Source organism: Streptomyces sp. SLBN-31 (assembly GCF_006715395.1).
GTDB lineage: Bacteria > Actinomycetota > Actinomycetes > Streptomycetales > Streptomycetaceae > Streptomyces.
In genome coordinates, this window is record NZ_VFNC01000003.1 from 1,255,148 (window position 1) to 1,268,575 (window position 13,428).

A 13,428-nucleotide genomic window follows, 5' to 3' on the forward strand; every position below is an offset into this window, starting at 1 on the left:
TCGGCGCGCCCGCGCCCGACAGCTCCGCCGCCGGCGGGGGCCCGCACCACGCGCAAGGAGAAGTGATGAGCCTGCTCCGACAGCAGGGATCCACCGCGACGGCACCGCCAAGTGCCGTCCCCGCGAGGGGACTTCGCACTCCCGTGGCGGGCCGGCGCCCCGGCGGGCTGTCCGCCCGCACCCGGCACAAGGGCATGGGCCTGCTGCTGGTCAGCCCGTTCCTCCTGCTCTTCCTGGCCTTCCTGGTGGCCCCGCTGTGCTACGCCTTCTGGCTCAGCCTGAGGACCGCCACCCTGGTCGGCGGCGACCACTTCAGCTGGTTCGCCAACTACCAGCAGACCTTCACCGACCCGAAGTTCCTGGCCGGCGTGCGCAGAGTCGTCGTCTTCGGTGTGGTGCAGATCCCGCTGATGCTCGGCCTCGCCCTGCTGGGCGCGCTGATCATCGACGAGGTCACCAGCAAGCTCGCCAAGGTCTTCCGGATGACCCTGTTCATGCCGTACGCCGTTCCCGCGGTGATCGGCGCCCTGATGTGGGGCTTCCTCTACAGCCCGACCTTCGGCCCGGTGAACTCGATCAGTAACTCGCTCGGCCTCGGCAAGGTCGACCTGCTGTCGCACGGTCTGATGCTGACCTCGCTCGGCAACATCGTGACCTGGCAGTGGACCGGCTACAACATGATCGTCCTGTACGCCGCCCTGCAGGGCCTGCCCCGCGAGGTCTACGAGGCGGCGAAGCTCGACGGCGCCGGCCAGGTGCAGACGGCCCTGCGCATCAAGATCCCGATGATCTCCTCGGCGATGGTGCTCGCGCTGATGTTCACCATCATCGGCACCCTGCAGTTCTTCACGGAGCCGCGGGTCCTGGAGCACAGCGCCTCCTCGGTGATCACACCGGACTACACGCCGAACCTGTACGCCTACAACCTGGCGTTCCAGTACTCGGAGTTCAACTACTCCGCCGCCATCTCCTTCTCCCTCGGAGCGGTGGTCTTCATCGGCTCCTACTTCTTCCTGTTCGCCACGCGCAAGAGGAGCGGACTGAAGTGACCACCGTCGCCGCACCCGCCGTAACCGCCGCCCCGGCCACCGGCCGTCGTCCGTCCGCCGCCCGTGGACGCGTCACCGTCAACGTGGTGATGGTGGCGATGATCCTGTACTTCCTGCTGCCGTTCTGGTGGCTGGTCGTCGCCGCCACCAAGGGCAACGACGCGCTGTTCTCCACCGCCGCCCTCTGGTTCCACTCGCCGGGCTCCTTCTTCACCAACCTCCAGCAGCTGTTCACGTACAACGACGGCGAGTACCTGCGCTGGATGGGCAACACCGCGGTCTACGCCGGTGTCAGCGGCGTCGGTGCCACCGCCGTGGCGACCCTCGCGGGCTACGCCTTCGCCAAGTACCGATTCCCCGGCCGCAACCTGCTCTTCTCCAGCCTCCTCGGCGCCATCATGGTGCCCGCCACCGCGCTGGCCATCCCCACCTATCTGCTGCTGAGCAAGGTGGCGCTGACCAACACCATGTGGGCGGTCATCCTGCCCCAGCTGCTCAACCCCTTCGGCGTCTACCTCGTACGGGTCTACGTCCAGGAGTCCCTGCCGGACGAGCTGCTGGAGGCGGCCCGCATGGACGGGGCCGGCGAGCTGCGCGTGCTGTGGTCGGTGGCGCTGCCGACCCTGAAGCCGGCGCTCGTCACCGTGCTGCTGTTCTCCATGGTCGGCACCTGGAACAACTTCTTCCTACCGCTGGTCATGCTCAACAACGACAAGCTGTTCCCGCTCACCGTCGGCCTGCAGTCCTGGTACGAGGGGGCGATGATCCAGTCCGGCGCAAACGCGCTGTTCACCCTGGTCATCGCGGGTTCCCTGGTGGCGATCCTGCCGCTGATCGTCACCTTCCTGCTCCTTCAGCGGTACTGGCGCGGCGGGTTGACCGTCGGAAGTCTCAAGTGATCCGGCGCGCCCGTCTGTTGACCTGACGGGCCCGCCCGTTCCCCCCTCTTCTCGCGCACCTCCCGGAGCGACCTTCATGCTGCACGCCTCCCTGACCGTCGACCCCGCCTTCCGCGTCGCCGACGTGAGTCCCCGTACCTTCGGCTCGTTCGTCGAGCACATGGGCCGCTGCGTCTACACCGGCATCTACGAGCCCGGCCATCCCCTTGCAGACGAGGACGGCCTGCGCCGTGACGTCCTGGACCTGGTGCGCGAGCTGGGCGTGACCGCCGTGCGCTACCCCGGCGGCAACTTCGTCTCCGGCTTCCGCTGGGAGGACAGCGTCGGCCCGGTCGCCGACCGCCCCACCCGTCTCGACCTCGCCTGGCACAGCACCGAGACCAACGCGTTTGGCCTGCACGAGTTCCACCGCTGGGCCGAGAAGGCCGGCGTCGAGCCGATGATGGCCCTCAACCTCGGCACCCGGGGCGTCGCCGAGGCCCTGGACCTGCTGGAGTACTGCAACCACCCGGGCGGCACCGCCTGGTCCGACCAGCGGATCAAGAACGGCGCCCCCGACCCCTTCGGCATCCGCATGTGGTGCCTGGGCAACGAGATGGACGGCCCCTGGCAGACCGGCCACAAGACCGCCCAGGAGTACGGCCGCATCGCCGCCGAGGCCGCCCGGGCCATGCGCATGATCGATCCGAAGCTCGAACTGGTCGCGTGCGGCAGCTCCAGCTCCTCCATGCCGACCTTCGGCGCCTGGGAGGCCACGGTCCTGGAGGAGGCGTACGACCAGGTCGACTACATCTCCTGTCACGCCTACTACGAGGAACTGGACGGCGACCTCGGCAGCTTCCTGGCCTCCGGAGTCGACATGGACCACTTCGTCGACTCGGTGGTCGCCACCGCCGACCACATCCGGGCCAAGCTGCGCCGCAAGAAGCGGATCAACCTCTCCTTCGACGAGTGGAACGTCTGGTACAACACCCGTTTCGAGGCGGCGGAGAAGCCCACCGAGTGGGCCGTCGCCCCGCGCGTGATCGAGGACGAGTACAACGTCGCCGACGCCGTCGTCGTCGGCGGGCTGCTGATCAGCCTGCTGCGGCACAGCGACCGCGTCACCGCCGCCTGCCTCGCCCAGCTGGTCAACGTCATCGCCCCGATCCGCAGTGAGGCCGGCGGTCCCAGCTGGCGGCAGACCACCTTCCACCCCTTCGCCCAGGCCGCCCGGCACGCCCGCGGGACGGTCCTGCGCGTGGAGCCGGTGGCACCGACGTATGAGACGAAACGTTTCGGCGAGGTCTCCGTCGTCGACGCCGTGGCCACGCACCTCGCGGAGGCGGACGGCGCCGACGAGCTCACCGTCTTCGCCGTCAACCGGCACCAGAGCGAGAACGTCGAACTCGCCCTCGACCTGCGCTCGTTTCCCGGCTACATGCCGGTCGAGCACTCGGTGCTGAGCGACCCCGACATCCGCGCCGCCAACACCCAGGACGACCCCGACCGGGTACGGCCGTACGCCGCCGGCACCGGTTCCGTCACCGACGGACGCCTCACCGCGAGCCTGCCGCCGGTCTCCTGGAACGTCATCCGGCTGCGCCGCGCCGGCTGACCCACCCCTCGGACACCCGCCGCTCCTTGTTCTCCCCGGAAAGCGGCGGGCCCCGCACCACCCCCTCTTCCCGGACGTTCCTTGGGAGCCGCCCATGTCCACCACCAGGGAAGGCGCCATACTCCGCGCCGTACCCCGCACCCAGGCGATCACCCTGCTGCTGGCCCTGCTCGCAGCCGCCGTCGCCCTCGTCCTGCCCGCAGCCGGCCCGGCGCACGCCATCTCGCGCGCCTCGCAGACGATGTACACCCCGCCGTCGAACGCCCCGTCCCCCGGCTCGCTCTACCCGCGCGCCGTGCGCCTGCAGTACAGCGGATCCTCCGACGGCACCCTGCTCGCCACCTTCGAGCAGTACAGCTCGGGCACCCCGGTCTTCCCGATCTACCGCAGCACCGACAACGGCAACAACTGGACGCAGATCTCCAGCATCACCGACACGCACAACGGCTTCGGCATGCGCTACCAGCCGTTCCTGTACGAACTCCCCACGGCCGTCGGCAACTTCCCGGCCGGCACGATCCTCGCTGCCGGCAACTCCATCCCGAGCGACCTCTCCTCGACCGAGCTGGACCTGTACGCCAGCACCGACCATGGCACCAGCTGGTCGTACGTCAGCACCATCGCCACCGGCGGCAAGGCCGACCCCACCAACGGCCAGACGCCCGTGTGGGAGCCGTTCCTGATGGTGTCCGGCTCCAAGCTGATCGTGTACTACTCCGACCAGCGTGACCCCAACAACGGCCAGAAGATCGTGCACCAGGTCAGCACGGACGGCCTGACCTGGAGTTCCGTGGTGAACGACGTCGCCACCTCGACGTACGGCGACCGCCCGGGCATGCCGGTGGTCGCGAAGCTCCCCAACGGCAACTACGTGATGACGTACGAGTTCTGGGGCGCCCCCGAGGGCGGTTTCGCCGTCTACTACAAGGTCTCCTCCGACCCTGAGGCGTTCCGCTCCGCCACCGGCATGGCGCTCAAGGCAACCGACGGCACCCAGCCCAAGAGCTCCCCGTACATCACCTGGCTGCCCACCGGCGGAGCCAATGGCACCCTCGTGGTCAGCGCCAACAGCAGCGACGACCTGTTCCTCAACACGCAGAACGGCGCCGCGAACACCTGGACGCGCATCGCCTCCACCGTCCCCGGCGGCTACAGCCGAGGCCTGCTCCCGCTGGCCGACGGCCACAGCCTGCTGGTCCTCAGCGGTGGCCACCTCACCAGCACCGGCCTCAACCCGGTCAGCTACGGCACGATCGACCTGGGCGGCGGCATTTCGGACGGCGCCACGTACACCATGTCCAACGCCAACAGCCATCTGATGCTGACGATCGTTGGCGGTTCCACGACCAACGGCGTGGGCGCCACCCAGCAGAACGCCGACAACGCCACCGACCAGCAGTGGAAGTTCGTCCAGCAGACCTCCGGCTACTTCAAGATCTTCAACGTGGCCAGCGGCAAGGTCCTGGGCGTGCAGAACCAGTCCACCGCCAACGGCGCCAAGGTCCTGCAGTGGGACGACAACGGTACCCTCGACCACGAGTGGGCCATCGCCCCGAACCCGGCGGGCGGCTTCACCGCCACCAACCGGATCAGCAGCAAGTTCCTGGAGATCCCCAGCGCCTCCACCACCGTCGGCACGGCCGCCGGGCAGTGGTCCGACACCGGCTGCGCCTGCCAGCGCTGGAACCTCACCCAGACCGCACTGCCCACCCTGTCCACCGGCCAGTACCGGCTGGTCAACAAGAACAGCGGCAAGTTCCTGGAGATCCCCGGCGCCTCCACCACGGCGGGCAAGCAGGCGGGCCAGTGGGTGAACACCGCCAACAACTGTCAGCTGTGGTCGTTCCAGTCGCAGAGCGGCGGGGCGTGGACCGTGAAGAACGTCAACAGCGGTCTGTTCCTGGACAACAACGGCTCGACCTCGTCGGGGGCGGCCGTCGTCCAGAACTCGTCCTCCAGCGCGAGTTCCCAGAAGTGGACGCTCACGGACGCGGGAGGCGGCTACTTCAAGCTCGTCAACTCCGCGAGCGGCCTGGTCGCGGACGTCGCCTCCGCCTCCACCGCGAACGGCGCGCTGATCGTCCAGTCGGCGGACAACGGCGCCGATGACGAACTGTGGCAGGTCGTGCGGGTCAACTGATCCGCCAGGGGGCCCGGTCGCGGCCGGGCCCCCGTCCTTCTGTCCAGCATTCCGACCGATGACTGAAATACCGAACGAGAAAGGTGGGCCGCCTGTGTCTGAAGAACCCTGTGTCGTGGGCGTCGACTTCGGCACCCTGTCCGGCCGTGCCGTGGTGGTACGGGTCAGCGACGGCACGGAACTGGCGTCGGCGGAGCACGTCTACGCCCACGCCGTCCTCGACCGGACCCTGCCCGACGGCACTCGGCTGCCCCCCGACTGGGCCCTCCAGGTGCCCTCGGACTACATCGACGTACTCCGCAACGCCGTACCCGAGGCCCTCGCCCGCGCCGGAGTCCGGCCGGAGCAAGTCATCGGCATCGGCACCGACTTCACTGCCTGCACGGTCCTGCCGGTCCTCGCCGACGGCACACCGCTGTGCGAACTCCCCGGCCTGGAGAACCGCCCGCACGCTTACGTCAAGCTCTGGCGCCACCACTCCGCCCAGGATCAGGCCGACAGGATCAACGCGCTGGCCGCCGAGACGAAGGAGCCGTGGCTCGAGCGGTACGGCGGGAAGATCTCCTCGGAGTGGGAGTTCGCCAAGGCCCTCCAGGTGCTGGAGGAGGACCCCGAGGTCTACCGGCGCACCGAGCGGTGGCTGGAGGCGGCCGACTGGATCGTGTGGCGGCTGTGCGGGACATACGTCCGCAACGCCTGCACGGCGGGCTACAAGGGCCAGTATCAGGACGGCCGTTACCCGTCGCCCGGGTATCTGGCGGCGCTGCACCCGGACTTCGCCGGCTTCGTGACCGACAAGCTGGACCACCCGATTGGTCAACTGGGCGACGCAGCAGGGGCGTTGACGGCCGAGGCGGCCGCCTGGACCGGGCTGCCGGAGGGCATCACCGTCTGCGTCGGCAACGTGGACGCCCATGTCAGCGCCCCGGCGGCGGTCGCCGTGGAACCCGGCCAGATGGTCGCCATCATGGGCACCTCCACCTGCCACGTCATGAGCTCCGACCAGCAGGGTGTCGTGCCCGGCATGTGCGGGGTCGTGGACGGCGGCATCCTCCCCGGGCTCTGGGGCTACGAGGCCGGGCAGAGCGGCGTCGGCGACATCTTCGGCTGGTTCGTCCGCACGGGCCTGCCCGCCGAGTACGCGGAGCGCGCAGCCGCGGCCGGCCAGACCCCGCACGAGTACCTGACCGACCTCGCGGCCGGGCAGAAGGTGGGCGAACACGGCCTGATCGCCCTCGACTGGCACAGCGGCAACCGGTCCGTCCTGGTCGACCACGACCTCAGCGGCCTGCTGATCGGCCAGGCGCTCTCCACCCGCCCGGAGGACATCTACCGCGCTCTGCTGGAGGCCACCGCCTTCGGCACCCGCACCATCATCGACGCCTTCGAGTCCGCCGCCGTACCGGTGACGGAACTGATCATCGCGGGTGGCCTGACGAAGAACGCCCTGCTCATGCAGATCTACGCCGACGTCACCCGCCGCCCCCTGAGCATCATCGGCTCCACCCAGGGTCCGGCCCTCGGCGCCGCGATGCACGCCGCCGTCGCCGCCGGGGCGTACCCCGACATCCGCGCCGCGGCCCACGCCATGGGCAAGGTGCACCGCCGGGTCTACCTGCCGGACCCGCAGCGGGCGGCGGCCTACGAGCGCCTCTACTCCGAGTACCACGTGCTGCACGACTACTTCGGCCGCGGCACCAACGACGTCATGCACCGCCTGCGCCGCATCCGCGCCGAAGCCTCCGCCTGACCCACTGTGAAGGGAACCCTCATGACCACTTCCGAAAGGCCCTACGACAGCCAGGAGATCTGGTTCCTCACAGGAAGCCAGGGCCTGTACGGCGACGATGTGCTGCGCCAGGTCGCCGACCAGTCCCGCAGCATCTCCGAGATCCTCGGCCGCCCCGGGAAGGTCCCGGTCAGGATCGTGTGGAAGCCGGTCCTGACCGATGCCGAGTCGATCCGCCGGATGTGCCAGGAGGCGAGCGCCTCCGACGCCTGCGTGGGCGTGATCGTCTGGATGCACACCTTCTCCCCGGCGAAGATGTGGATCGCCGGACTCAGTGCCCTGGACCGGCCGTTGCTGCATCTGCACACCCAGTACAACCTGTCGCTGCCCTGGCCGAGCATCGACATGGACTTCATGAACCTCAACCAGGCCGCTCACGGCGACCGGGAGTTCGGGCACATCGAGTCCCGCGTCGGCGTCGACCGCAAGATCGTCGCCGGTCACGCGACCGACCCGAGGGTGATCGGGCGCGTCGCCGCCTGGGCCCGGGCCGCCGTCGGCCGCCACGCCTCGCGGACGCTCCGGCTCGCCCGCTTCGGCGACAACATGCGCGACGTCGCGGTCACCGAGGGCGACAAGGTGGAGGCCCAGCTGCGGTTCGGCTTCTCCGTCAACACCTATGCCGTCAACGACCTGGTCGCCGTGGTCGACGACGTCGAGGACAAGGCGGCCGCCGAACTCGCCGACGAGTACGTGGAGTCGTACGACGTCGTCCCGGCCCTGCGCCCCGGCGGCATCCGCCACGACTCGCTGCTGTACGCGGCCCGCCTCGAACTCGGCCTGCGCGCCTTCCTCACCGACGGCGGCTTCACTGCCTTCACCACCAACTTCGAGGACCTCGGCGGGTTGCGCCAGCTGCCCGGCATCGCCGTCCAGCGGCTGATGGCCGACGGCTACGGTTTCGGCGGCGAGGGCGACTGGAAGACCTCCGCGCTGCTGCGCACGATGAAGGTCATGGGCGCCGGACGCCCCGGCGGCACCACCTTCATGGAGGACTACACCTACCACCTCGGCCCCGGCACCCCGCGCGTCCTGGGCGCCCACATGCTGGAGGTCTGCCCCTCCGTGGCCGCCGACCGCCCGCGCTGCGAGATCCACCCCCTGTCCATCGGCGGCCGCGAGGACCCGGTCCGCCTGGTCTTCAACGCCTCCGAAGGGCCTGCCGTGGTCGTCGGCCTCTCCGACCTCGGCGACCGCTTCCGCCTCACCGCCAACGCCGTCGACGTCGTCGCCCCCAGCGAACCCCTGCGCCGCCTGCCGGTCGCCCGGGCCGTATGGAAGCCACGTCCGTCCCTGGCGGAATCGGCGGAGAGCTGGCTGCTGGCCGGCGCCCCGCACCACACAGTGCTCAGCTCCGCCGTCGATCTGGAGACGCTCACCGACTACGCGTCCATGACCGGCGTCGAACTGCTCACCATCGACGAGAACACCACCACGGCGCGGTTCGCCCAGGAGATCCGCTGGAACGCCGCCTACCACCGCCTCGCCCAGGCCCTGTGACGAAGGAGACCACGATGACCACAGTTGTCCGGGAGGGCCTGCGCCAGGAGGTCCTGGAGGCGAACCTCGCCATCCCCCAGGTCGGCCTGGCGACTCTCACCTGGGGAAACGTCAGCGGGATCGACCGCGAGGCGGGCGTGTTCGTCATCAAGCCCTCCGGGGTTCCCTACGAGGCACTCACCATCGACGACCTGGTGACGGTCCGCCTGTCCGACGGCGCGGTGGTCGGGGGCCACCTGCGCCCGTCCACCGACACCGAGACCCACCGCTGCCTGTACCTGGCATTTGGGTCGGTCGGCGGCGTGACCCACACCCACTCCACCCACGCGGTCGCCTTCGCCCAGGCCCACCGGGACATCCCCGTCCTCGGCACCACCCACGCGGACACCTTCAACGGCCCCGTGCCGGTCACCCGCGACCTCACCGAGGAGGAGTGCGCGAAGGACTACGAGTACAACACCGGCCACGTCATCGTGGACCTCCTCGACGGCGACGACCAGCGGGCCGTCGAGGTCCCCGCCGCCCTCGTCGCGGGCCACGGCCCCTTCACCTGGGGCGCCACCGCCCGCAAGTCCCTGGAACACGCGATCATCTGCGAGGCCGTCGCCGACATAGCCCTCCACACCATGTCCCTCTCACCGACGACACCACCACCTCCTCACCTCCTGAACCGCCACTACACCCGCAAGCACGGCCCCGACGCCTACTACGGCAATCCGGCCGACCCGGTGATGCGGTGACGGCGATGCACAGAAGCCGCGTATACGCCGTACTGATCGACGCACCCCAGGCCGAGGCTGCCCGGGCAGCGGACTTCTGGTCGGCCGCTCTCGGTGTGACCGCCCAACCGTTTCCACCGGCACCGCAGTTCACCACGCTCCACCAGGCCCTGCCAGGGGTGATCACCGCAGTCCAGGCGGTCGACGACGCACCTCGTATCCACCTCGACATCGAGACCGACGACGTCGAATCGGAGACCGCGCGCTTGATCGCCCTGGGCGCCGAGCAGGTTTCGCGGTGGCAGGAGTGCCGCGTGCTACGAATTCCTGGCGGTCATCTGCTGTGCGTACTACCTGTGGAGAGCGATCCCGACACTTTCCGGGCAAAGGCCAACGTTTGGCCGTGACGAGTACGTGCGGTCTCGGGTGACCTGCCCCTCACCCCCAGGTCGGCCGAGACCGGCGAGTGGCTCGTGGTTCAGAGGGCGGGGACGAAGGGTGGCTCTCCCCGGTCGGTCGCAAGGGGCTGGCTCGAGCGCGTCGACGGCCGGCCCGCCGATCCCCTCGGCGAGGACGGAAGACGAGGGGTGACCGGCCTGGCACATGACAAAGGCGGGACCCGAAAGCCCCGCCCGCACCAAAAGAAGCCCCAGGTCACGGCCAGACAAGGCAATAAGGCTGATGCCCCGCCTCATGCAGCCGATGGCTGAAGTCCTGCCACTCGTGCAGCAGCTGGTAGACGTTGAAGGCGTCCCGCGGGCCGCCCCGGTCCGGGACCGTCGACCAGATGAACGCCGCCGCGCCCACCGCCTCCTCGCCTATGCCGCGCAGGGGGTCGACCACCGTCATCGGGAGCTTGACGACCGCGTAGTCGGGGTGCAGGACGACCAGCTCCAGCGGCGGAACCTTGTGCAGGGGCACGCCTTCGATGCCCGTCAGCACCATCGCCGCCATCGTCTCCGGCTTGATCTTGGTGAACATGCCGTTCATGCCGAGCTCGTCGCCGCCGAGTTCCTCGGGGCGCATCGAGATCGGGACGCGGGCCGCGGTCGCACCGTCCGGCGCGCCGAAGTACTTGTACGTCACCCCCACCCGACCACCATTCCTGCTCCCGTCCCGCAGGCTGTCGAGCCGGCGGTCGCCGCGCCGCTCGAACTGCTCGGGCTCACTCGGTACACCCTGACCCTGACGTGTCTCGGTAGCTTCCTCCGCCTCGCGTCGGTGCCTTCCCCGCCGGGCACGTCGAGGACCCAGGTCGTCAGTCCCCTCGCCCAGTCCGCCACCGCGATGCATATCTCCACCCGACTGCTTTTCTAGGACGCGTGGCCCCCGCCGCGCAACCCGATCATCGTGTCAGTGACCTCCCCCACGGCCGCCCGCCGAAACGTGCGCTGAAACACCTGTCCGCAGGATCTTCGCAGCCCCTGAACACGCCTTCGTCCATGCATACGTACGAGAAGGCCGTTTGAGCTGTGTGTATCAGGACCCAGTTTCGCAGATCGACTCGGGGCGCCGCTGTCCGTCCGGTCAGCAGCGCCCTCCCGGCCGTCCGTACCCGCTGGCCTACCCTGAGGAGGTCACAGGCAACCGGAGCCGAAGTGAGTGGTCCCGAGCAGTCCCGAGAAGGTCGGAGAAGTCGCTGGTCATGAGCGAACTGCCATATTCCTACGAAGCCCCCGTGTCGCAGGCGCTGTTCGACCGCGCGTCCGCCGTCACGCCCGGCGGCGTGAACTCCCCGGTGCGCGCCTTCCGCGCCGTGGGCGGTACGCCCCGGTTCATGGTGTCCGGTTCGGGCCCGTACCTGACGGACGCGGACGGGCGGGAGTACGTCGATCTCGTCTGCTCCTGGGGCCCGATGATCCTCGGGCACTCCCACCCCGAGGTGATCGCCGCCGTCCAGGGCGCCGTCTCGCGCGGTACCTCCTTCGGCACTCCGGGTGAGGGCGAGGTCGCGCTCGCGGAGGAGATCGTCGCCCGGGTGGAGCCCGTCGAGCAGGTCCGGCTCGTCAGCAGCGGCACCGAGGCCACCATGAGCGCCATCCGGCTCGCCCGCGGTTTCACCCGGCGCAGCAAGGTGATCAAGTTCGCCGGCTGCTACCACGGTCACGTCGACTCGCTCCTCGCCGCGGCGGGCAGCGGGGTGGCGACCTTCGCGCTTCCCGACACGCCGGGTGTGACCGGCGCCCAGGCCGGCGACACGATCGTCCTGCCCTACAACGACGTGGAGGCCGTCAACGAGGCCTTCCACCGGCACCCCGGTGAGATCGCCTGCGTGATCACCGAGGCGTCGCCGGGCAACATGGGCGTCGTTCCGCCGCGCCCCGGCTTCAACCAGGGCCTGAAGGACGCCTGTGCCGAGAACGGCGCCCTCTTCATCTCCGACGAGGTCATGACCGGGTTCCGCACCAGCCGGGCAGGGTGGTTCGGCATCGACGGGGTGCGGCCCGACCTGATGACCTTCGGCAAGGTCATGGGCGGCGGTTTCCCGGCCGCGGCCTTCGGCGGCCGCGCCGACGTCATGGAGCACCTCGCGCCCGCCGGGCCCGTCTACCAGGCCGGCACCCTCTCCGGGAACCCGGTCGCCACCGCCGCCGGTCTCGCCCAGCTCCGGCTCCTGGACGACGCCGCCTACGCCAAGGTCGACGCGGTGTCGGAGACGATCCAGGGGCTGGTGACGGAGGCGCTGAGCAAGGAGGGCGTCGCGCACCGGCTGCAGAACGCCTCCAACATGTTCTCCGTGTTCTTCGCGGACCGGGACGTCCGTGACTACGAGGACGCCAAGCGGCAGGAGTCCTTCCGCTTCACCGCGTTCTTCCACTCGATGCTGGCGCAGGGCGTCTACCTCCCGCCCTCGTCCTTCGAGTCCTGGTTCGTGTCCACGGCCCACGACGAGCAGGCCGTGCAGCGCATCGCCGACGCCCTCCCGGCGGCGGCCCGAGCGGCGGCGGAGGCCACGGCGGTATGAGCGAGCAGACGAACAACAAGGACATCACCGTCGTGCACGTCGTGCGGCACGGCGAGGTCGAGAACCCGGACGGCATCCTCTACGGCCGTCTCGCCGGGTACCACCTGTCCGCGCTGGGGCGGCAGATGGCCGACCGGGTCGCCGAGCACCTGGCCTCCCGCGACATCGCGTACGTGTGCTCCTCCCCGCTGGAGCGGGCGCAGGAGACCGCGACGCCGGTCGCCAAGGCGCACGGACTCGACCTCGCGACCGACGAGCGGCTCATCGAGGCCGACAACGTCTTCCAGGGCAAGACCTTCGGCGTCGGGGACGGCGCGCTCAGGAAGCCGGCCAACTGGAAGTTCCTGACCAACCCCTTCCGGCCGTCGTGGGGCGAGCCGTACGTCGACATCGTCGTACGGATGATGCAGGCGCTGGAGTCCGCCAAGGAGCAGGCGCGGGGGCACGAGGCCGTGCTCGTCAGCCACCAACTGCCGATCTGGACCGTGCGGTCGTACGTCGAGCGGCGGCGGTTGTGGCACGACCCGCGCAAGCGGCAGTGCACGCTGGCCTCGCTGACGAGCTTCACGTACCAGGGTGACAAGATCGTGTCCGTGGGCTACAGCGAGCCCGCCATCGATCTCGTCCCGGCCCACCTCCGGGCGGGCGCGAAGCCGGCGCCGGGGAAGACCAAGGCCTTCGGCGCGTGACGGGTCCTCATACACACTCGTGACATTTGTTGCGAGATCGCTGTGATCGAGCGGAACCTCCCTGTTCGTCATGTCCTCTGA

General features: G+C 69.5%; 11 protein-coding genes. 10 read left to right on the forward strand and 1 reads right to left on the reverse strand.

Annotation, left to right across the window (positions count from 1 at the left end; genetic code table 11):
* The first annotated feature begins 65 nt into the window (after positions 1-65).
* From FBY22_RS43440 to FBY22_RS43475, 8 genes are all read left to right on the forward strand, one after another.
* Positions 66-1,049, forward strand: a complete 984-nt coding sequence (locus FBY22_RS43440; protein ID WP_142154429.1) for a carbohydrate ABC transporter permease — start codon at positions 66-68, stop codon at positions 1,047-1,049.
* Complete coding sequence (locus FBY22_RS43445) at positions 1,046-1,948, forward strand: carbohydrate ABC transporter permease (RefSeq protein ID WP_222127844.1); 903 nt, start codon at positions 1,046-1,048, stop codon at positions 1,946-1,948. The genes FBY22_RS43440 and FBY22_RS43445 overlap by 4 nt, the downstream gene beginning before the upstream one ends.
* 76 nt (positions 1,949-2,024) lie before the next feature.
* Positions 2,025-3,545: an alpha-N-arabinofuranosidase gene (locus FBY22_RS43450; protein WP_142154431.1), complete on the forward strand. Its 1,521-nt coding sequence runs from the start codon at positions 2,025-2,027 to the stop codon at positions 3,543-3,545.
* Between the two features lie 94 nt (positions 3,546-3,639).
* On the forward strand, positions 3,640-5,685 hold the full coding sequence (locus FBY22_RS43455) for an RICIN domain-containing protein (RefSeq protein WP_142154433.1): 2,046 nt from the start codon (positions 3,640-3,642) through the stop codon (positions 5,683-5,685).
* Between the two features lie 58 nt (positions 5,686-5,743).
* Positions 5,744-7,435, forward strand: coding sequence for a ribulokinase (araB, locus tag FBY22_RS43460; protein ID WP_142154434.1), 1,692 nt, complete (start codon positions 5,744-5,746; stop codon positions 7,433-7,435).
* A 21-nt stretch (positions 7,436-7,456) separates the two neighbouring features.
* Positions 7,457-8,974, forward strand: coding sequence for an L-arabinose isomerase (gene araA / locus FBY22_RS43465; protein ID WP_142154436.1), 1,518 nt, complete (start codon positions 7,457-7,459; stop codon positions 8,972-8,974).
* A gap of 14 nt (positions 8,975-8,988) precedes the next feature.
* Positions 8,989-9,714, forward strand: coding sequence for an L-ribulose-5-phosphate 4-epimerase AraD (araD, locus tag FBY22_RS43470; RefSeq protein WP_142154439.1), 726 nt, complete (start codon positions 8,989-8,991; stop codon positions 9,712-9,714).
* Between the two features lie 5 nt (positions 9,715-9,719).
* Positions 9,720-10,100, forward strand: a complete 381-nt coding sequence (locus tag FBY22_RS43475; RefSeq protein ID WP_142154720.1) for a VOC family protein — start codon at positions 9,720-9,722, stop codon at positions 10,098-10,100.
* Positions 10,101-10,347: 247 nt separating this feature from the next.
* On the opposite strand, the gene FBY22_RS43480 is transcribed toward FBY22_RS43475, so the two are convergent.
* Positions 10,348-10,986, reverse strand: a complete 639-nt coding sequence (locus FBY22_RS43480; RefSeq protein ID WP_174267440.1) for a hypothetical protein — start codon at positions 10,984-10,986, stop codon at positions 10,348-10,350.
* Positions 10,987-11,338: 352 nt separating this feature from the next.
* Here FBY22_RS43480 and hemL point away from each other — a divergent pair, with 352 nt between their 5' ends.
* Positions 11,339-12,658: a glutamate-1-semialdehyde 2,1-aminomutase gene (hemL, locus tag FBY22_RS43490; protein ID WP_142154443.1), complete on the forward strand. Its 1,320-nt coding sequence runs from the start codon at positions 11,339-11,341 to the stop codon at positions 12,656-12,658.
* Complete coding sequence (locus FBY22_RS43495; RefSeq protein ID WP_142154445.1) at positions 12,655-13,347, forward strand: histidine phosphatase family protein; 693 nt, start codon at positions 12,655-12,657, stop codon at positions 13,345-13,347. Before hemL ends, FBY22_RS43495 begins: the two co-directional genes overlap by 4 nt.
* Positions 13,348-13,428: the final 81 nt, after the last annotated feature.

Bases quoted from the DNA above. Each gene is read 5' to 3' on its own strand.
- FBY22_RS43440 (WP_142154429.1), top strand. From the start codon at position 66: ATGAGCCTGCTCCGACAGCAGGGATCCACCGCGACGGCACCGCCAAGT.
- FBY22_RS43450 (WP_142154431.1), top strand. From the start codon at position 2,025: ATGCTGCACGCCTCCCTGACCGTCGACCCCGCCTTCCGCGTCGCCGAC.
- FBY22_RS43455 (WP_142154433.1), top strand. From the start codon at position 3,640: ATGTCCACCACCAGGGAAGGCGCCATACTCCGCGCCGTACCCCGCACC.
- araB (WP_142154434.1), top strand. From the start codon at position 5,744: ATGACTGAAATACCGAACGAGAAAGGTGGGCCGCCTGTGTCTGAAGAA.
- araA (WP_142154436.1), top strand. From the start codon at position 7,457: ATGACCACTTCCGAAAGGCCCTACGACAGCCAGGAGATCTGGTTCCTC.
- araD (WP_142154439.1), top strand. From the start codon at position 8,989: ATGACCACAGTTGTCCGGGAGGGCCTGCGCCAGGAGGTCCTGGAGGCG.
- FBY22_RS43475 (WP_142154720.1), top strand. From the start codon at position 9,720: ATGCACAGAAGCCGCGTATACGCCGTACTGATCGACGCACCCCAGGCC.
- FBY22_RS43480 (WP_174267440.1), bottom strand. From the start codon at position 10,986: ATGCATCGCGGTGGCGGACTGGGCGAGGGGACTGACGACCTGGGTCCT.
- hemL (WP_142154443.1), top strand. From the start codon at position 11,339: ATGAGCGAACTGCCATATTCCTACGAAGCCCCCGTGTCGCAGGCGCTG.
- FBY22_RS43495 (WP_142154445.1), top strand. From the start codon at position 12,655: ATGAGCGAGCAGACGAACAACAAGGACATCACCGTCGTGCACGTCGTG.